This window comes from Solibacillus isronensis, from assembly GCF_023715405.1.
Taxonomy (GTDB): Bacteria; Bacillota; Bacilli; order Bacillales_A; family Planococcaceae; genus Solibacillus; species Solibacillus isronensis_B.
Genome location: NZ_JAMBOC010000001.1, coordinates 1,398,629 through 1,419,155, shown reverse-complemented (window position 1 = coordinate 1,419,155; position 20,527 = coordinate 1,398,629). Strand labels below are relative to the sequence as shown.

Below are 20,527 nucleotides of genomic sequence, written 5' to 3'. Positions count from 1 at the left end.
TGTCACTTAAACTGTTTGAAGCTCTGCAGTCAGTTGTTCCAATTGTGTAATTAAATCACCAATAAACGCAATTGTGTCATGTAATGGCTGTTCAGTCGTAATGTCGACACCTGCCATTTGTGCAAGTTCAACAGGTGTTTTTGTGCCGCCTGCTTTTAATACATCGATCCATTGCTCAACAGCTGCTTCGTCACCGTTTAAAATACGTTGTGATACTTGTGTTGAAATAGTTAAACCTGCAGAATACGTATATGGATATAAGCCCATATAGTAATGAGGCTGACGCATCCAAGTCAATTCTGCACCTTCAGTTACTTCAACTGCGTCTCCCCAGAATTGCTCAAGTACTTCACGTTTTAATTCATTCAGTTTCGGTGCGTTAACGCTTCCGCCTTCATCGATAATTTCGTACACTTTACGCTGGTAAGCTGCCTCAAGTAAATGAGTTACGAAGTTATGGTAGTACGTACGGCTAATAATCGTTGAGATGACCCAACGTTTAAAGCGCGCATCCGTAGAATTTTTTAATAAGTGGTTGGCCATTAGCATTTCATTCATTGTTGATGGTGCTTCTATGAAGTAAAGTGATGGTCTTGCATTGAAAATATTTTGCGCATCATTTGCCAAATAGAAATGACCTGCATGACCTAGTTCATGGGCTAAAACGAATACTTCATTCATTCGGCTCGTCCATGAAATCAATACATACGGGTGTACACCATAAGGGCTTGAACAGAATGCGCCAGTTGATTTTCCGGCATTTTGTGCAAAATCAATCCATCGCTCATCAAAAGAACGATCGATCATATTCGTATAATGCTCGCCCATAATCGATAAACCGTCTTTCATATATTGACGGGATTCTTCCACCGTAATTGTTGGCTCATATGATGGGTCCAGCGAAATTTTTAGGTCTGCAAACGTCATTTTGTCCAACTGATGTGTTTTTTGCAACAGTTTTGCATAGCGGCGCATATGTGGTGCAAGCTCATTCATAATTAAATCGATTTGGCGGATATACATTGAGCGGTCCACTTGCTGTGACTCTAATAAAGAATCAAAAATATTGTCGTAGCCGCGAAGGTCTGCTTCCGTTTTTTCAATTGCCAAGTGTGTATTATATGTTTTGGCAGTCGTATGCTGATAGTCGCGCAGTTTTTTTGAAAAGGCTTCAAATGCAGCACGACGTTTATTCGTGTCCGTTTCAAGCTCCCAATCGCCCTCAAACAAGTTATAGCTAAGCGGGAATGATTCACCATCTACTTCAAAGTTAGGGAACTGCATATCTACCAATTTTGTCGTATTGTACAGCTCATATGGCGCGTTGAATGTAGCACCGAATGCAGCCAGTGCTTTTTCCGCTTCAGGATGTAACTGGTGCGGTTTTTGTACGAGCAGTTTATCAATAAAATTAGCGTATTCCGGTTTAGCAGTTTGTGCTTCTTTTAAAACAGCTTCGTCCAATGCAAGTAAATCACTTTTTACAAAGGATAACTTTGTTGCAAGTTTTGCAGCGAAAGAACCGAAGCTTGCGGCACGCATCTGATTTTCAGTGCTCGTTTGGTCAACGCTATGTGAAAGGCTCGCATATGTGCCGATTACAACCATTTTCTCCTGAATTTTTTCCGTTGCTTCAATTGCATTAATCGCGCCTTGTACATCAGTAATTGTCCCTGCAAGCCCCTCTGCAGTTTTCTCTACAAGTTGTCTTAATTCTTCGATTGCCGCTGTGTAGGCTTGTTCTGTAGCAAATAAATCTTCCAAATTCCAAGTTTCTTCAACCGGTACATCACTACGATTCAACATTGACATAAGTAGCCTCCTAATATTACGATATTCGAAATAAATAATACCATATTTCTGAAAATTTAGGAAGTAGTGAAAATTTGGTCGATAAATATTTTTAATATTATTTAGAAGACATATAGTAAAATAGAGAAACGATGGAAATAGGGAAAGAGTGTGATAATATGCAAGAAGTGAAGGATTGTAGTCTAATTCTTGAAGGCGGGACATTTCGAACGGTTTTTACTGCGGGAGTGTTGGATGCCCTTATGGAGGAACATATAAAGATGCCGTATATTGCGGCGATTTCGGCAGGTGCCATCAATGCGGTATCCTATATGTCCAATCAGCCTGAACGGACTATGCGAGTTTTGACAACGTACCGCAATGATCCCCGCTATATGGGAATGCGTAATTTTCTGAAGGAAAAAAGTCTGTTCGGATTGGATTTTGCCTATAATATCGTGCCGAATCAGCTTGATTTGTTTGATTGGGACGCCTATTACAACTATCCGGGTGAGGTGGAGTTCGGGCTGACGAATGCATATACCGGAAAAGTGGAGTATAAAAGTGCGCATACAATGACAAAAGCATGTGATATTTTACAGGCAACATGTGCCATTCCTATACTGTTCCCTGAGATTAAAATTGACAATGTTCCGTATTATGATGGGGGACTATCCGATTCGATTCCAATTAAACGTGCCATCGAAAAAGGATATAACAAGCATTTGCTAATTTTGACGAGGGGACCCGGCTATATAAAAAGTGCCTCTAAAACGAATCAGTGGGCAACGAAGCTTTTCCAAAAACGTTACCCAAGACTCGCGGCTGCGATGAGACATCGTGCGGATATGTATAATGAAACAATGCAATATATTGCTCAAAAAGAGATTGATCAGGAAGCGTTTATTTTTAAACCGGACCGTCCGATAAAAAGTTTTGAAAGCAAAGTTGATCAAATGAAAGCCAATTATGAGGTTGGCTATGAACAGGCACAAAAGCAAATGCCTGAGTTGAAGGCGTTTTTGGGGATTATTTAAAGATAAAGCATAATACTGTAATAGTTTAATATAGAATATACTTGCAAAAGCGAGTGGAATTATATTAAAATAAAGCTAAGAACATTAAATTAAATAAAAAGTGCAAGACAAGGTGGAGCCATAGTCAACTATGGCACCGCCTTGTCTTTTTTGCATTGGAAGGAGAAATTTATGTTTATTTTACAAATTGTTCTAGTTTTATTTGCTACCAAACTCGCCGGACATCTTGCTGCGAGAGTCGGGCAACCATCTGTACTAGGGAAAATAATTGTAGGTATTATTCTTGGTCCAGCACTCCTTGGCTGGGTTCATGATACTGAACTTTTAACCGTGTTCAGTCAAATAGGTGTTTTACTGTTAATGTTTTTAGCTGGTCTTGAAACCGACCTACAGGAAATGAATAGAAACAAAAAAGCGGCAATCTATGTTGCTTTAGGTGGTATTCTCCTGCCGATTATTTTAGGGTATGCAGGTTCGCAATATTACGGATTGTCTGTAGGAGAATCCATTTTTATTGGATTATTACTTTCTGCAACATCTGTCAGTATTTCGGTACAGGCGTTAAGGGAGCTTGGTTGGCTGAATAGTAAAGAAGGGTCAACATTACTTGGAGCTGCGGTTTTGGATGATATTGTAGTTGTAATTTTAATCGCCATTGCTATGAGTTTCTTTGCCGGATCAGATACGAATATCGGTTTATTAATCGGTAAGAAAGTATTATTCTTCGCCATCTTGATTGTACTGGCAAAATGGTTTATCCCACACTTTATAAGAATCTTCAAGAAATTTAGAGTTACTGAATCAATATTGAGTGCCGGCCTGATTATTTGTTTTGGTTTGTCATATTTTGCGGAATTCCTTGGTATCGCTGGTATTATCGGTGCTTTCTTTGCAGGGATTGCGATTGCACAAACAGAATATAAAGATGAAATCGAACATAAGGTTGAGCCGATTGCCTACGGGATTTTTGTTCCGTTCTTCTTTGTTAGTATCGGATTAGCGGTTTCATTCGATGGAATTGGAGAACAAATCGGGTTTATTATCGTATTTTCAATAATTGCAGTTGTATCCAAATTTGTTGGTTCAGGATTAGGTGCGAAATTAGCCGGATTCAATACGAAATCATCGATGGGGGTCGGTGCTGGGATGGTTTCCCGAGGCGAGGTTGCACTAATATTAGCTGCAATGGGACTTGAAGGTGGCTTGCTGCCGGCTAATTACTATACATCGATTATTATCGTAATTATCGTAACAACAATCGTGACACCGCCTTTGTTAAAAGCAATTTTTGGGAAGAGAATAGTCGTATAAATTTAAGGGTTTAGATAGAAAAGATAGGCACATTTTCATGAGCCTATCTTTTTTTACGCCTTTTTTACTTTAAACCGGTAATAAAGAGACATAAACAATGTAATGAACGTTACAAAGACGGTTGCACCAATGACAGCAGCGGCTACGATTTGTACTGCTTTTAAGTCGGATTCAACTATTGCATAAACCGCCATAACTACTGCAACAGCGGGAAGCAGCTTTGTAAGTAGAACAAGCCCCTTTTTATTTTCTGCCTTCCATTGGTTACCGTAAGAAGTCAGTCCAGTCCACAGTAAAGGAATCGTAAGTATTGTCAGTAAAAGGGCTAAACCAAAGAAAAGTGTGTGTATGCTGTCAGTTGTTTGTAGTGAAATCAGCCAAGATATAATTGTACCTGGAACAAGTGTCACCATAGCAAGATTCAGCGGTTTTACTTGGTTTTTATACTTCTCAATCGTTGTATCACGGTCCGTGTAAATCGGCTTCGTGTTGGGAGAAGCACGAAATAAATGGATATCACCTGCAGAATCCACAAGTGACCAGCCTGCATCTTTGAAAAGTTCAAAGTATTCTTCATCCGTATTTTCCAGTGTCCGATAATCGATACTGTATACATAATCAGCATATTCACCTTTTTCAAGTGTGTAGCCTAAAAATGAAAAACTTCGGACATGCCAACCTTCAAGCGAAAGTTTATGCATTTTTTCCAAATCCTTTTGCTCAGAAAATGCTAATCCACCAGACATCATATACTTCGTTTTTGTCATACTTCATCCTCCATTCCTCTTTCAGCTAATTGAATCATCAGCTTTCTAATTGTTAACTCCTCTTTTAAAACGGTTTTGCCTTTTTGCGTCAGTAAATACACTTTACGCCTTGAATCCGTATCGTCGTATAAATAAATCCAATCATTTTGTAAAAGTTTTTTTATAATCGTGTACATTGAAGCTGGACCGATTGAAATATTCCCTTTAGATGTTTCTTCAATTAAATTCATAATCGCGTATCCGTGTTGGGGCGTTGTTAATGCGGCCATAATATGAAACATTGAATCGGTCAATTGCTCATTGTTTTTCACTATGTCACCTCCCGATATATCATAAAGTGATATATATGTCTGAAAACAATATATCACTTTATGATATATATGTAAACAGAATTATCGATTAATTTGATGGGGGAGTGGGAATGCGGGAAAATAAAAAGCCTGCTCGTTCTATAACGGAGCAGGCGATTTTTTAATTATTGGTGATTTTCGTAATCGTAATATTCAACCAGCCAAACAAAATCGTAATGACTGGACTTAACAGGCAAAAGAATGCGAACGGTAAATAGTCGATGACAGAAATGTTCAATGTAGAAGCAATGAACAGACCGCACACGCTCCATGGAACGAGCGGATTGATAACAGTACCTGCATCCTCAATTGTACGGGCTAAATTTTTCGGATGAAGCTGAACGGCTTTAAATTTTTCCTTAAATGCTTCACCTGTTAATAACAGCGATAAATACTGTTCACCGATTGTAACGTTAATTCCGATTGCGGTAAAAGCTGTTCCCGTAATAACAGATCCGACCGATTTCAACTGGTTTTGAAGCGCCTGCAACAAAGTTTGGATAATGCCGAGTGTAAAGAGCAATCCTCCCATAGACAGGGACAATACAATTAAAATAATCGTAAACAGCATACTGTTCATTCCGCCTCGAGTCAGTAATGAATCAATTGCTTCGACTCCTGTTTCCATTGAATAGCCGTTATATAAAATTGCAAACAGTTCGTTCAATGGAATAGAACTGTGGAAATATGATAGCACGATACCGGAAATAGCACTTATCGCTAATGTAGCAAGGCTTGGTAATTTAAAGATCGTACACACAATAAGAACGACAAGCGGAATGATTGCATACCAATGAATTAGATTTGTTGCGAACAGTGTTTCTTTAAAGCTTGTAATAAGCTCTGTGTCCATATACTGGCTTTTGGGAGAAATCCAGGCATATACGATTAGTGAAATAATAAATGCCGGAATGGTCGTGAACATCATATTTCTAATATGCGTAAACAAGTCAATACCGGCAACAGTCGCCGCCAAGTTCGTCGTATCGGACAACGGGGACATTTTATCCCCAAAAAAGGCTCCCGAAACAATTGCTCCTGCTGTAATAGCAAGTGAAGCGTCTATAGAACTCGCAACCCCTACCATTGCAACACCAACTGTTGCAACGGTAGTAAGAGAACTGCCGATCGCTGTGCCGATAATGCTTGTAATAAGGAAGACAACCGCATAAAAAAAGCTCGCAGTAATGATTGAAAGACCTATATACAATAGTGTAGGAATTGTCCCGCTTATTAACCAACTGCTGATTAAAACACCGATCAAAAGAAAAATATAAACTGCGCCGATACTTGTTGAAACAGAAGCAATCATACTTTGCTCCATGATGCGGTACGGTACTTTTCGCAGAACACCATACATGATCAGTATAATAATGGCTATGAAAATCGGAACATGCGGGACACTGCCGAGTTTCATAATGCTATAGGAGATGAGTGCAATAATAAATAAAATTAAAATAAGTGCTTCAAAAAAATGTGGTTTTACATGTTGTTTTGCATTCATGATGACTAGACCTCGCTATATAGTTTCGCGCTTCAACGCGTTGAAGTACAAAAGTTAGTGTAGCATTTTATTTAGAAAAAGGGAAGGGGGTAAAAATAAAAGGAACATACCGGAAAGTCCGAGATGTCCCTATAGTGCTTGATGAATGGCATTAAAAAAATAAAATTACTCAGCAAGCATAATCTTTTCTAATTGTAATGGTTCAATATATGTATCGCCTTGATATGCCCGCATATTACCGCCTGAAATTTCATCAATGAGTAAAATTTCACCTGTTTTTGCATCGCGGCCAAATTCCAATTTAATATCATAAAGCGTTAACCCTTTTTTCTCTAACTCTGCGCCAACAAACTTTGAAATTTCGATTGTGCGCTGTTTCAAGATGGCATATTCATCATGTGTTAAAATACCAAGCATTGAAAGCGCATCTTCTGAAATAGGAGGATCCAGGCGTTCATCGTCCTTAATAGTCACTTCTACAAATGAATCCAAATCCTGACCTTCTGTTGCATAAGCACCATAGCGGCGTAAAAAAGATCCGACTGCTTTAAAACGGCAAATAACTTCCAAACCTTTACCGAAAACAGTCGCGGGTTTAACCGTCATTGTCGCTTCATTAAAATTTGCCTCAACATAATGTGTCGGTACCTTTAATTCGTTTAATTTAGAATAAAAGAAAGAAGTAAGTTTCAATCCGGCAAGGCCTGCACCATCAATTGTTAAACCGACTGTGTTTGCGCCTGGATCAAAAACCCCGTTTTCTCCAGTTACGTCATCTTTAAATTTCAGCAAATATAATTCGTTTTCAAGTTTAAATACATCTTTTGTTTTACCAATATACATTAATTCCATGAGAGATACCTCCAAAAGTAATTTCAAATTAATTATAACACGAATGATTTTATAATATTAGTGTAAAAATGTTCGTATTTTAAAGAAAGACGTCTAACCTTTGATATAGTATGCTCTTTGTTACCAGTATAATGGTAACATTTGTTATACTAATCTTAGACAAGGAGTGATTTAGATGCTAAAAACGTATAATAATATTGTTGTAGCAATTGACTTTTCAGAAAAAGCAAAAATTGCTTTTGAGCGCGGTATGAACGTTGCTCGATTGACGGATGCGACATTGAATTTAGTGAGTGTAATTGATACACATTCATTCGGATCAGTGGAAGCATATGATTTAAAGTATGCAAAAGCTCTAAAGGAAAAAACACTTGATCAGTTAAAGGAATACAAGGTTATAGCAGAACAGGCCGGCGTTAAAAATGTACAAGTATCCGTTGAAGAAGGATCGCCGAAAGCGGTATTGACGAACCTGACCGATGCCGATTTAATCATTATCGGAGCGACCGGTTTAAACCGTGCAGAACGTTTCTTACTAGGGTCTGTATCGGAAAATGTTGTACGCAGCGCCAATTGTGATGTTCTCGTAGTACGTTAAAAAATAAACCCGCAATACTCCTTGTTCAAAGGGGATTGCGGGTTTTGTTAATTAATATACGCCTTCTACAAGCATACCGTTTGCTACTTTAATGAAGCCGGCAATGTTTGAGCCGACAACTAAATTGCCTTCATAGCCATATTTTTTCGCCGCATCCGAACTTTCTTTGAAAATTGATTTCATAATACCGTGAAGTTTTTCATCAACTTCCTGGAAAGACCAGTAGTTACGGCCGGAATTTTGAGCCATTTCAAGTGCAGATACAGCAACACCGCCTGCATTTGCTGCTTTACCAGGGCCGAATAAAACATCGCTTGCTAAAAACTCATTGATTGCATCTAAATTCGATGGCATATTTGCACCTTCTGCAACGACTTTCACGCCATTTGCAATTAAAGTACGGGCCTGTTCACCGTTAATTTCATTTTGAGTTGCACATGGAAGAGCGATATCACATGGAATTGTCCAGATGCCGTCACAGCCTTCTGTATAAATAGCATTTGGACGATAATTTACATATTCTTTAATACGCTTCCCTTCAACTTCTTTTAACTGTTTTACAATTTTTAAGTTAATGCCTTCCGGGTCGTAAATGTAGCCTGCAGAGTCGGAGCAGGCAACAACTTTTGCTCCAAAGTGCTGAGCTTTTTCAATTGCATAAATAGCTACATTACCAGAACCTGAAACGACAACCGTTTTATCATTAATTGAAAGTTTTGCTTCACGCAGCATTTCTTCAACAAAGTATACTAAACCATATCCTGTTGCTTCTGTACGCGCCAATGAACCACCATAGCCAGGTTTTTTCCCAGTTAATACACCTGCCTCATATGCACCGCGAATACGCTTGTATTGCCCCCATAAATAGCCGACTTCACGTGAACCTACACCAATATCTCCGGCCGGAACATCGACATCAGGACCGACATAGCGGTATAATTCTGTCATGAAAGCTTGACAGAAGCGCATAATTTCTGCATTTGACTTCCCTTTTGGATCAAAGTCTGAACCACCCTTACCGCCGCCGATCGGTTGACCAGTTAAAGCGTTTTTAAAAATTTGTTCAAAGGCTAAAAATTTCATAATCGATTCATTTACTGTAGGATGGAAGCGTAATCCACCTTTATATGGCCCGATAACATTGTTATATTGAACGCGGTACCCACGGTTTACTTGTACTTGGTTTTGATCATCTTGCCAAGCGACACGGAAAGAGATGATTCTGTCCGGCTCAATGATACGTTCTAAAATATTATGCTGAATGTATTCGGGATGTTGTTCGAATACTGGAACTAGAGAAAGGAAAATTTCTTCCGCGGCTTGTAAGAATTCTAACTGATGTGCGTTCTTAGCTTTTAATTTTTCAAACACTCCATCAACATATTGCTGTGCGTTACTCGTTGTTGTCATTGTCGTCATGTTAATACCCCCAAATGGATTAATAAGTATACATTAGTATGAATTATCAAACAATTCAATTATATTTTATGTGACATCACTGTGTGAAATCGATGTTAAAAAAGAGAAAACGTTTTCAATTATTATATCTATATAATAATTTGAAGTTGCTTTTGGAAAGGATGATTAACTATTTTACAACTATTAATTGATGCAGATGCATGCCCGGTTGTTGATTTAGCGCTGTTTATTTCATCTCGATATGAGATAAGACCGATCTTGTTCTGCGATACATCACATCGAATGGAACGGGATGGTGCAAAAACAATTATTGTTGACAAAGGACCAGATTCAGTTGATTTTAAGCTTCTAAGTGTCTTAAAGCGAGGAGATATTGTCATAACAGGTGATTATGGTCTTGCTGCAATGTGTATAGCAAAAGGTGGAATTGTTATTACTCATAACGGAAAAGAACTGACGTCTGACAACATAGATCAACTGTTGGCTTTTCGATTTGAAAGTGCGAAAATAAGACGTGCAGGGGGACGTACGAAAGGTCCCAAAAAGCGCACGGAAGAAAATAATTTGGCTTTTGAAACGAAATTTCGACAAATTTGTGAACGTGCGATTTTTGAGAAGGAGGAATCATAAATGAATCAGCAAATCTTAAATTTAGACGAACTAAAAGAACGCTTTCCGTTAATTGAAAAGCTGCAATCCGAACAATATGTATTTTGGGAAAATGAAAGTGTAGCTAAAGAAAGCCAAGTATCTGACCAAGTGACACCAGATATGATTCAAGACGCAGAAAATAGATTGAAGCGTTTTTCTTCTTATATAAAGGTTGCATTTCCAATCACGAAATTTTCAGACGGCATTATTGAATCGGAATTAAGAGAAATTGCCGCGATGAAAAAACTCATAGAAGGACGACGCGGTTTTAATATTCCTGGCAAATTAATGCTTAAAAGTGATCATGCATTACCGATCGCCGGTTCGATTAAAGCGCGTGGCGGTATATACGAAGTGTTGAGTCATGCGGAAAAGCTGGCAATCGATGCAGGAATGATAACAGAACAAGAGGATTACGCAAAATTCCATAGTGAAGAATTCCGGAATTTTTTCAGCAAATATAAAATAGCTGTCGGGTCAACGGGGAACTTGGGCCTAAGTATCGGTATTATTAGCGCACAGCTGGGTTTCCAGGTGACTGTGCATATGTCGATTGAGGCAAAAGAGTGGAAAAAAGAACTGCTGCGTGAAAAAGGTGTTGCAGTAATCGAATACGAATCCGATTACACTTCTGCAGTGGAAAACGGCCGCCAAATAGCAGAACAAGATCCTGCTTGCCATTTCGTTGATGATGAAAATTCAATCGATCTGTTTTTAGGATATTCGGTAGCGGGATCTCGCCTGAAAGACCAGCTTCAGCAAGCAAAAATTAAAGTTGATGCGAATCATCCGCTATTTGTTTATCTGCCATGCGGGGTTGGTGGTGCGCCCGGGGGAATTGCCTACTCTTTAAAACAAATTTACGGCGAACATATTCATATTTTCTTTGCGGAACCATTTGCATCTCCTAGTATGCTCCTAGGTTTGATGACAGGCATGCATGACAAAATCAGTGTGAATGATATTGGTTTGTCCAACAAGACAGAAGCTGACGGATTGGCGGTAGGGCGTCCTTCACGATTTGTCGGAACGTTGATGGAATCCGTAATAAGCGGATGTTATACTGTGGATGACAGCTTTTTATATAGAAGTTTAAAAGGTATGTTTGAGACGGAAAACATTTTTATGGAACCTTCAGCACATGCAGGTGTGTATGGTCCGATTGAATTAATGATGCAGGGGACTTCGTATATTGAAAAGCATGGGCTTACAGATAAAATGGAAAACGCCACACATATTATTTGGTCAACAGGCGGCGATCTAGTGCCTGAAGAATTACGACAGCAGTATTTACAATCAGAGATATAGAAGGGAAGTCGCTTGTGTTAATTGTAGTAGTCATTATCGCATTTTTTGGAGCAGGTTTACTCGATTTAAACTTACGCAAAAAATATAACATCCCAAAAAACGAGAAATTTATGGATCAGTATGTGGGGATTTGGCATTTCGTCTTGGAAATCCTTCTATGTTTCATGTTTTTATCGTATGTAACTATTAATCTATTTGACCAAAAAACATTATATTCGGTATTGTTTGCGTTCATTATGATTTTATTTATAGTCCGTGGATTATTGGAGTTTTGGTTTAGAAGAGAAAAGCGTCGTCATATAATTTCATTTACTTATGTAGTGCTTTGTGCAATTTGCAGTATCGCAATTGCCATTATAATGTAAGAAAAGAAGTGTGTTGGAGGGTATCCCTCAACACACTTCTTTTTAGTCTACCTGGATTTCTTCTACTGTTGCTTCAACTTCTGAGCGGGACATTTTTTCTCGTCCTTCTCTCATCGCCTGTAACGTTTTATGTGCCAATGCTAAAGGCAGTCTGCAGAACAATTTGATCGAACGTTTATCTAAATCCTTCATATAAAGGTCGGCCTTTGCCAGGTTTTCCTCCGCATAAGCAAATAGTTCAGCCCGTGTCCAGCCATCCGGAACGAAGCTGACACCGCGCTCATCCAAATCTTCCTGCTCATTTCGTAAAATGTTTACTGCCTGTAAGCCGCGACCATAGCCAATTGCCAGCTCACGGTCTGTTTTCGTACCGGCGCTCCATTCCCAAAGCTCCGAAAGCATGACACCGACCAAACCAGCCACATAGTATGTATAGTCGTCCAAGTCTTCCTTCGTATGCACCTGCCAATTTGCGAGTGCCCATTTAGCCATTCCCTCCGCCATTTCACTCGTCGCAGAAGTGACAATCGGGAATGCCCCTTTAGGACAAACTTCCAGCCAGTCAGCTAGACGAAGTGTAACTTCAGGCATTTTGTCCTTTACAGGTGCAAGTGCAGCAAGGTAAGCATCGTTATCAAAGGCAGGAGCTTTCAATAATTCCGCTACTTTTAATAATGTCGCATTTTTCATTTCATTGGAAACATCTTCGTGATCTTCAATTTCATCAATTGCCCGCATTGCTAAATATGCAGCAGCAACCGTTAATTTTAATTCTTTATCTAAAAAAGTAATGGGGATATAAAATGTACGGCTCGTCTCTTTTAAAACGCGCATCGCATCTTTTTGTAAAGCTTTGTTCGACATAAGGAAAACTTCCTCCATTCTAAATTGCATCCACTTCCTATCGTATCGCAAATCTGTGAAAAGGGAAAATAAAAGTTCCGGCTTTTGAAAATTTGTGGCCGGGAGTGATTAGTAGGGAGAAAGAGAGCGGCGTATTAGAACATAGGAGCTCAATAGTGGAACGAGTGGAGCGAAAAATAGAAAGTTTAAATGCTAAAGTAGAACCGCTTGCCATGAAAGTAGAAACCCTAGAGCCGCAACTCCCAATAAGAAAACACACACATTTCCAGTATGTACATATTAATTGAAATATGGTAATATTAGAACAATTCTAATTGACGGAGGTGAACGGAATGAAGAAGTTGGCGATCGAGACAGGTGTAAAAGTGGATACAGCTATGTATTTTGCACGTGTCATTACTTTTAAATTTGGGTCTAACGGGATAGGTGTGTCCTTTTTTAGACAATTTAAAAATAATGCGTAGCTAATTAACTTCATTCTTTTCACCACTACTGAAAAGGCTGCTCTCGTTAATGAGCAGTCTTTTTGTTATTTTAGCTGCGCCGGTGGAGGCGTAGAAATATGCAGTTGAAAGCAGAAAACATAACGAAAATTATCGGTGGCAACACCATTTTTAAGGAACTTTCTTTTGAAGTGAATGCCGGTGAACGTATCGCAATCGTCGGTCGAAACGGCAGTGGGAAAACAACATTATTTAAAGTGCTGGCAGGTATTGAACAGCCGGATGAAGGGCGAATCATAAAATCGAAAGGTCAAACAATCGGCTACTTGCATCAAATACCTCAATACACGGATATATCAGTTTTTGATGTATTGTCAAAAGCATTTGCTGAATTACATGATATTAAAGATCGTCTGTCTCAGTTGGAAATGAAGATGGTAACTGATTTATCCGAGAAGATTTTAAATCAATATGGAGAGCTGCAAGAGCACTATTTAGCAAACGGTGGCTACGAAACTGAAGCGAAAATTGCATCGATTGCCAATGGACTCGCGATTACAAAACTATTGGATCAACCTTTTCATGCGCTCAGCGGCGGTGAAAAAACAAAGGTAATGCTCGCTCAAATATTACTGCAGCAGCCCGATATTTTGCTGTTGGATGAACCGACAAATCATTTGGATCTTGCTGCAACACAATGGCTTGAAGACTATTTGCAATACTTTAAAGGTACCGTTGTTGTAATCTCGCATGACCGGATGTTTCTAAATAAAATTGTTCAGTATGTGGCAGAAATTGAAGACGGACAGATTTGGATGAGCAAGGGTAACTATGATCAGTACATTAAAAATAAAGAGGCAAAAATAGCGCAGCAGTTTGCAGCATATGAAGAACAGCAAAAAAAGATTCAGAAGATAAAAGAGGCAATTCGCCGATTACGTCAATGGGCGAATGAGGCTTCTCCTCCGAATCCTGATCTATACCGCAAAGCGAAAGTAATGGAGAAGATGCTGGCTCGAATGGAAATTGTCAAAAAGCCAAAAACCGAGCGCCAGATGAATTTACAGCTGAAGGCAGAAGACCGGACTGGAAAAGAAGTATTTATGCTGAAAAACATTTCCCACGGGTTTGAACAGGACTTTTTATTTATGGATGTTCAGTTATCGGTCCATTTTCAAGATCGGATGGCGATTGTTGGAAATAACGGAACAGGAAAATCCACGTTAATAAAAATTCTATTAGGGGAAATTGAGCCTGTTGATGGGGATGCAAAACAGGGCAGCAATTTAAAGATCGGATACCTTGCACAGCAGTTTGACCAATTTAACGGCAAACAGCGTCTTATTGATGCTTTCCGAGAGCAGGTGTCATTAACGGAATACGATGCGCGGCATATGCTCGCCAAATTTTTATTTTACGGTCATGACGTATTTAAAAAGGTGGATCAACTAAGCGGCGGGGAAAAGATGAGGCTTCGACTAGCTCAATTAATGGTTCAAAAATGCAATGTTCTCGTTTTGGATGAACCGACGAACCATCTTGATATTGAGTCAAGGGAAGCGCTTGAAGAAGCATTGGAAAACTTTGAAGGAACAATACTTGCGATTAGCCATGACCGTTATTTTCTGCAAAAACTATTTACGAGAACGGCATGGCTGGAAAATCAGCAGCTTATCGTACATGAAGGGCCATTTGAATGGGCACAGTCGAAACAAAAGGAGTTATGCAAATGAATCAAATCGAAGCATATTGGCAGCGTTTTTGTGAGTCAGAAGGTTTGCAAAATATTCGTTATAAAGAAGCATTTCAGTTTGGTGAAAAAGCGGATTGGCTTGCAGAACTTGTAGTAGATGGCGTTAAAAGAGCAACTTGCTCAAGTTTTCCGTTGTATGAACTTGAAGAAGAAAGTTTGCCGGAAGTGGGGGACTACCAGATTGTTTTAAACAGTCATGATGAACCTGTTGCGATCATCCAATCTTATTCTATTGAAATTTACCCATTCAATGAAGTACCGGTTGATTTTGCATTGGCAGAAGGAGAAGGTACTTATGAGGAGTGGAAGGAAGCACATGTCGCGTTTTTTAGCAGAGAACTTTCCAAACTTGGTCTGGAATTTACCGAAGAAATGCTGACAGTTTGTGATCGCTTTAAAAAAGTTTTTCCTAAATAAAGATTAGAAAGTTGCAATATTAATAGCTAAACTTATACAAAATGGAGGAATTTGTTTAAGCAAACCTCCATTTTTTCACTGTTTTCGTTCAATTTCAACACTTCCTGGCAACAATTGCTATCGAAAAACGTTACATAATAGTTGCATAGGTTAATGTTTTTTTGATATATTGATTCTTGTTTTTCTAAATAAAAAAGGAAAACGTCTTGAATAGAAAGAGTGATTACAAGGTGAAAAACTTAGTAAAAAATAAAAGCTTAATAAACAATTTTCTAGGGATTTTCGTTCTTGCGGTTTTAATGCTATGGGCGAAAACTTATATTACACAATTGACGCAGTTTAAGTTGGGTGTAGAGGGGCCACTTCAACAGTTTCTTTTATTAATTAACCCATTAGGTTCTGCGGTACTATTTTTAGCAGTTGCTTTTCTGTTTAAAAGAAAAAGAAGACTGACAGCATTGATCATCATTTATACATTGATGACATTTCTATTATTTGCGAATTCTGTATATTATCGTTTCTTCAGTGATTTTATTACGCTTCCAACGATTTCTCAAACACAAAATTTCGGAGATTTAGGCGGCAGTGTTTTAACATTATTAAAACCGACTGATTTATTATTTTTTGTGGATATTTTTGTACTGATATATATTCGTTTCTCAAAGAAAATTAATTTCCAATCCGGCAAAGTCGGATTCAAAATGCCTGCAGCTGTTATAGCAGCAGCAATTGTATTATCAATTGTTAACTTGCAATTAGCGGAAGCTGACCGCCCGGATTTATTGAGCCGTGGCTTTGACCGTAGTTATATCGTGAAATATTTAGGTATGTACAATTATACAATTTATGATTCTGTTAAAACGTTTGAAGCATCTTCAGAACGTGCTTCAGCAGACAGCAGTGATATTGCTGAAATTATTAACTTTACAAATTCATTTTCAGCCCAGCCAAACGAGAAGTACTTTGGTAAAGCAAAAGATATGAATGTAATTTATTTGCATCTGGAATCCATGCAGTCATTTTTAATTGATTATGAGCTTGAAGGCCAACAAGTAACACCGTATTTAAATTCGTTAGTTAAAAATGAAAACACAATGTATTTCGATAACTTTTATCATCAAACAGCGCAGGGGAAAACTTCCGATGCTGAATTCATGTTAGAGAATTCATTATTCGGATTGCCACAAGGTTCGGCCTTTATTACAAAAGGTCAGAATACATTTGAAGCTGCACCATCGATATTAAAAGACTATGGCTATACATCAGCAGTGTTCCACGGAAATAACGGTAGCTTCTGGAACCGAAATATTATTTACAACCAGTTCGGCTATGACGAATTTTTTGACGAAGGTTCGTATGATACAGCCGATTCGAAAAATATGGCGGAGTACGGCTTAATGGATAAACCTTTTTTCGAGCAGTCGGAAAGCTTGCTTGAAACATTGCCGCAGCCATTCTATACAAAATTCATTACGGTTGCCCATCACTTCCCTTACAAGATTGATCAGGATTTAGCGACGATCGGTAAGGCGACAACAGGCGATGCGAGTGTCGATAATTATTTCCAGACAGCTCGATACGCTGACGAAGCGATTGAACAGTTCTTTACGTATTTAAAAGAATCCGGGCTTTATGAAAATACAATGATTGTAATGTACGGAGACCATTACGGAATTTCCGATAACCATAATAAAGCGATGGAACAAATTATTGGTGAAGAAGTTACACCTGTTGTAAATGCAGATTTACAGCGTGTGCCGCTATTTATTCATGTACCGGGAATGGAAGGTGGCGTTAACCATACGTATGGTGGCCAAATAGACCTTCTTCCGACAGTGTTGCATTTACTTGGTGTTGAAACGAAAAACAATATCCATTTTGGGACAGACCTGCTTTCTGAAGAACATAGCGAAATCGTTCCGTTTAGAAACGGTAATTTTGTCAGCCCGACAATCTATTCGTTGGACGGCAAATACTACGATCCGAAAACAGGTGAAGAGCTCGATGAATCGAAATTGGAAACAGCAGATAAATTAAAAGCGACGGTAGAAGAAAAGCTTCACTATTCCGATAAAGTTGTAAATGGGGATTTATTGCGCTTCCATTCCAAAGACGGAAGCATAAAAGAGTAAGTAGATAGTTTAAAATTGAACATATTTTCTGAGGCATCATCTAATTTGATTAATTCAAATAGGTGATGCCTTTTTATTATGGCTTAAAAAATAATTAATAAAGATTCAGAGGAAGAAAATACTTTTCAAATTGCAGTGAAATAGTCAAGGAACTCTATCTGTTTCATAATAAATTACTATCAGGTAAGAAGTTCGATTTACATATAAAACCATGCATTCATCCTGTTAATTACCTTCTGAAGTAATGTGTTAACTTATAGTGAAAGTATAAATGAAAGCACGATTTGTTATTAAAACAATAACAATTAACGTCATAAAGGTGAATTTTACTATTTAAAAGTACTAATTTGTTGAGAATATTTTAGCAGCATTATCTATATAAATTAAGAGACAGATAATTAATTGCTTAATAGGTTGTAATCTTTTTGTATAAGCAACATATATTGTTTTTTGTGAAAGCGAAATGGTTTAGAGTTTTTAGGAGGCGATCTAAATGATTCGCCAACACCCAATTTATTAAGGGGGAATGAATGAATGAGAGAAGCCGTAATCGTTGCTGCAACACGAACACCGGTAGGCCGAAGAAATGGTGTTTTGGCAGAAGTACGGGCAGATGATTTAGCTGCAGATGTACTGGAGGATGTAGTAAAGCGAGCGGGAATTGAAAAGGCACTTGTTGAAGATGTTATTTTTGGCTGTGTCACCCAAACACTGGAGCAAGGCGGGAATATCGCACGAATTGCTGCATTGATGGCAGGCTTTCCGATTGAAGTGCCCGGTGTAACGATTGACCGGCAATGCGGCTCGAGTTTACAGGCAGTTCATTTTGCGGCGCAAGCGATTATAGCAGGTGATATGGACATTGTGATCGCGGGTGGTATTGAAAGCATGAGCCGTGTACCGATGGGATCGAATATGGAGGGCACGCGCAAAAGTGACCGTATCAAAAAATATGAGTTGATTCACCAAGGGTTATCCGCAGAGCGTATAGCTGAACAATGGGAGTTAACAGAGCAGGAAATTAATGACTATTCTGTGCTGAGCCAGCAGCGTGCCACTCAAGCAATTGAAGCAGGCTATTTTGATGATGAAATTGTAGCGATCGGTGATGTAGATACTGACGAGGGACCAAGACCGGGAACGACCGTCGAAGTTCTGCAAGGCTTAAGAAAGCTGTTTAAAGAAGACGGATTTATTTCTGCAGGAACTTCGTCACAAATGAGTGATGGTGCATCAGCAGTACTCATTATGTCGAGTGAAAAAGCGCAGGAACTTGGTGTGAAACCGATGGCGAAAATCATTGCGCGTACTGTCGTAGGTTCTGATCCGACACTTATGCTCACAGGTCCAATTGAAGCGACAAAACGTGTCCTTGAAAAGGCAAACTTAACGATTGATGATATGGATACGTACGAAGTAAATGAAGCTTTTGCACCTGTACCGATCGTTTGGGCAAAAGAGCTTGGTGCGGATCTGGAAAAATTGAATCCGGATGGTGGTGCGATTGCATTAGGTCATCCACTTGGCGCAACAGGAACAAAATTATTAACGACGATGCTTTACCGCATGGAGCGTAATAATCAGCGCTATGGCTTGCTTGCGATCTGTGAAGGGATGGGCATGGCCAATGCAACAATTATTGAGAGACTTTAAATAAAACTCTATTCATATTTTATAAAATCACGAAAAGATATGTAATCGTTTTCAATAGATAAGGTGTTAAAAATATGACGAAGAAAGAGTGAAATAAATGAATAAAACATTGGCGAAAACAAGAAAAGAGTCCCGTACGGTTTTTGATAATGATCATATTATGTTCCGGGAGTCTCTTAGAAAATTTGTAGAAAAAGAGATTGATCCTTATTTTACACAATGGGAGCATGATCGCATCGTTCCGCGTGACCTATGGACAAAATTAGGCAGTCAGGGATTTTTATGTCCAAGCGTAGAGGAAAAGTACGACGGAATGGGCTTGGACTTTATTTTTGATATTGTTTTATCTGAGGAATTGTCAAAAGTCGGTGGCGGTCTAAGTGGAATTGGACTGCATAGTAATGTCGTAACGCCGTATATCACTTCTTTTGGAACAGAAGAGCAGAAGATGAAGTATCTTCCGAAGTTTGTAAGCGGTGAATGGATTTCAGCCATTGCAATGACAGAGCCGGGTGCAGGTTCGGATTTACAGAAAATGACGACAACAGCAATTAAAGATGGCTCCGACTATATTGTGAACGGTCAAAAAACCTTCATTACGAACGGAATTCTTTCCGATGTTATCATCATCGCCTGTAAAACAGATCCTAAAGCGGTACCAGCCCATAATGGGGTAAGCTTACTAATTGTTGAAAGAGGGATGGAAGGATTCTCACGCGGCAGAAAATTAGATAAGGTTGGCATGCATAGCCAGGATACAGCAGAACTTATTTTTGAAAATGTACGAGTACCTGCAGAAAACCTTCTTGGTGAAGAAGGAAAAGGTTTCTTGTATTTAATGCAAAAGTTGCAGCAAGAACGCCTATTGACAGCAGTAGGGGCAATTACCGCTGCAAAAGATATGCTCGACTTAACGCTGCAATATGTTAAAGAGCGGGAAGCGTTTGGGAAACCAATTGGTAAATTCCAAAATACACAGTTTACTCTGGCTGAAATTGCGACACAAGTAAAAATCGGCCAAACATTTGTAGATGATTTGATCATTCGTCATTTAGAAGGACAGGATATTGTGACGGAAGTATCAATGGCAAAATGGTGGATAACGGATATGGCGCGGAAAATTTCGGTAGAATGTATGCAATTACATGGCGGATACGGCTATATGGAAGAATACAAAATAGCAAGACGGTTCCGCGATATTGCAGTTACACCAATTTTCGCCGGTTCCAACGAAATTATGAAAGTCATCATTGCCAAAAATTTAGGACTGTAATGAATCCGAAATTACTTCATCTAGTTAAAGCACATGATT

Annotated in this window: 19 protein-coding genes; 12 read left to right on the top strand and 7 right to left on the bottom strand. The window is 38.9% G+C overall.

Annotated elements, in window-relative coordinates:
• Positions 1-6: 6 nt before the first annotated feature.
• On the bottom strand, positions 7-1,812 hold the full coding sequence (pepF, locus tag M3166_RS07270; protein WP_251688759.1) for an oligoendopeptidase F: 1,806 nt from the start codon (positions 1,810-1,812) through the stop codon (positions 7-9).
• A gap of 158 nt (positions 1,813-1,970) precedes the next feature.
• Between pepF and M3166_RS07265 the strand changes: the two genes are divergently transcribed.
• Together M3166_RS07265 and M3166_RS07260 are read left to right on the top strand one after the other, a co-directional pair.
• Positions 1,971-2,828, top strand: coding sequence for a patatin-like phospholipase family protein (locus M3166_RS07265; protein ID WP_251688757.1), 858 nt, complete (start codon positions 1,971-1,973; stop codon positions 2,826-2,828).
• A 171-nt stretch (positions 2,829-2,999) separates the two neighbouring features.
• Entirely contained in the window at positions 3,000-4,139 is a 1,140-nt protein-coding gene (locus M3166_RS07260; protein ID WP_251688756.1) for a cation:proton antiporter, read from the top strand.
• A 53-nt stretch (positions 4,140-4,192) separates the two neighbouring features.
• Here M3166_RS07260 and M3166_RS07255 read toward each other — a convergent pair whose 3' ends face one another.
• From M3166_RS07255 to M3166_RS07240, 4 genes are all read right to left on the bottom strand, one after another.
• Positions 4,193-4,906 (bottom strand): DUF2812 domain-containing protein, encoded by a 714-nt coding sequence (locus M3166_RS07255; RefSeq protein WP_251688755.1) that lies wholly within the window; start codon positions 4,904-4,906, stop codon positions 4,193-4,195.
• A complete protein-coding gene (locus M3166_RS07250) occupies positions 4,903-5,217 on the bottom strand; it encodes a PadR family transcriptional regulator (RefSeq protein ID WP_014824262.1) in 315 nt (104 codons plus the stop codon). The genes M3166_RS07255 and M3166_RS07250 overlap by 4 nt, the downstream gene beginning before the upstream one ends.
• A 160-nt stretch (positions 5,218-5,377) precedes the next feature.
• On the bottom strand, positions 5,378-6,760 hold the full coding sequence (gene nhaC / locus M3166_RS07245) for a Na+/H+ antiporter NhaC (protein ID WP_251688754.1): 1,383 nt from the start codon (positions 6,758-6,760) through the stop codon (positions 5,378-5,380).
• Positions 6,761-6,925: 165 nt separating this feature from the next.
• The gene (locus tag M3166_RS07240; RefSeq protein ID WP_251688752.1) at positions 6,926-7,612 is read right to left on the bottom strand and encodes a phosphoribosylaminoimidazolesuccinocarboxamide synthase; all 687 of its coding nucleotides are present in this window, start codon (positions 7,610-7,612) and stop codon (positions 6,926-6,928) included.
• A gap of 175 nt (positions 7,613-7,787) precedes the next feature.
• On the opposite strand from M3166_RS07240, the gene M3166_RS07235 reads away from it, so the two are divergent.
• On the top strand, positions 7,788-8,210 hold the full coding sequence (locus M3166_RS07235) for a universal stress protein (protein WP_251688750.1): 423 nt from the start codon (positions 7,788-7,790) through the stop codon (positions 8,208-8,210).
• 51 nt (positions 8,211-8,261) lie between these two features.
• Here the strand turns inward: M3166_RS07235 and gdhA are convergent, their stop codons facing one another.
• On the bottom strand, positions 8,262-9,629 hold the full coding sequence (gene gdhA / locus M3166_RS07230) for an NADP-specific glutamate dehydrogenase (RefSeq protein WP_251688748.1): 1,368 nt from the start codon (positions 9,627-9,629) through the stop codon (positions 8,262-8,264).
• Positions 9,630-9,800: 171 nt separating this feature from the next.
• On the opposite strand from gdhA, the gene M3166_RS07225 reads away from it, so the two are divergent.
• The 3 genes from M3166_RS07225 to M3166_RS07215 are packed head-to-tail and all read left to right on the top strand — an operon-like array spanning position 9,801 to position 11,953.
• Positions 9,801-10,259, top strand: coding sequence for a YaiI/YqxD family protein (locus M3166_RS07225; RefSeq protein ID WP_353056572.1), 459 nt, complete (start codon positions 9,801-9,803; stop codon positions 10,257-10,259).
• The gene (locus M3166_RS07220; RefSeq protein WP_285848793.1) at positions 10,260-11,588 is read left to right on the top strand and encodes a D-serine ammonia-lyase; all 1,329 of its coding nucleotides are present in this window, start codon (positions 10,260-10,262) and stop codon (positions 11,586-11,588) included. It begins immediately after the preceding gene.
• A 14-nt stretch (positions 11,589-11,602) separates the two neighbouring features.
• Positions 11,603-11,953, top strand: coding sequence for a DUF4181 domain-containing protein (locus M3166_RS07215; protein ID WP_251688744.1), 351 nt, complete (start codon positions 11,603-11,605; stop codon positions 11,951-11,953).
• 42 nt (positions 11,954-11,995) lie between these two features.
• On the opposite strand, the gene M3166_RS07210 is transcribed toward M3166_RS07215, so the two are convergent.
• Entirely contained in the window at positions 11,996-12,817 is an 822-nt protein-coding gene (locus tag M3166_RS07210; RefSeq protein ID WP_251688742.1) for a squalene/phytoene synthase family protein, read from the bottom strand.
• A gap of 332 nt (positions 12,818-13,149) precedes the next feature.
• Between M3166_RS07210 and M3166_RS19365 the strand changes: the two genes are divergently transcribed.
• From M3166_RS19365 to M3166_RS07185, 6 genes are all read left to right on the top strand, one after another.
• On the top strand, positions 13,150-13,281 hold the full coding sequence (locus M3166_RS19365; protein ID WP_008404783.1) for an RAxF-45 family protein: 132 nt from the start codon (positions 13,150-13,152) through the stop codon (positions 13,279-13,281).
• Between the two features lie 98 nt (positions 13,282-13,379).
• A complete protein-coding gene (gene abc-f / locus M3166_RS07205) occupies positions 13,380-14,993 on the top strand; it encodes a ribosomal protection-like ABC-F family protein (RefSeq protein WP_251688740.1) in 1,614 nt (537 codons plus the stop codon).
• Positions 14,990-15,430 carry an ASCH domain-containing protein gene (locus M3166_RS07200; RefSeq protein ID WP_251688738.1) on the top strand — a complete coding sequence of 147 codons (441 nt, stop codon included), beginning with the start codon at positions 14,990-14,992 and terminating at the stop codon, positions 15,428-15,430. Before abc-f ends, M3166_RS07200 begins: the two co-directional genes overlap by 4 nt.
• A gap of 230 nt (positions 15,431-15,660) precedes the next feature.
• The gene (locus tag M3166_RS07195; protein ID WP_251688736.1) at positions 15,661-17,562 is read left to right on the top strand and encodes an LTA synthase family protein; all 1,902 of its coding nucleotides are present in this window, start codon (positions 15,661-15,663) and stop codon (positions 17,560-17,562) included.
• A 534-nt stretch (positions 17,563-18,096) separates the two neighbouring features.
• Complete coding sequence (locus M3166_RS07190) at positions 18,097-19,215, top strand: thiolase family protein (protein ID WP_251688733.1); 1,119 nt, start codon at positions 18,097-18,099, stop codon at positions 19,213-19,215.
• Positions 19,216-19,312: 97 nt separating this feature from the next.
• Positions 19,313-20,488, top strand: a complete 1,176-nt coding sequence (locus tag M3166_RS07185) for an acyl-CoA dehydrogenase family protein (RefSeq protein WP_251688731.1) — start codon at positions 19,313-19,315, stop codon at positions 20,486-20,488.
• The last annotated feature ends 39 nt before the right edge of the window (positions 20,489-20,527 follow it).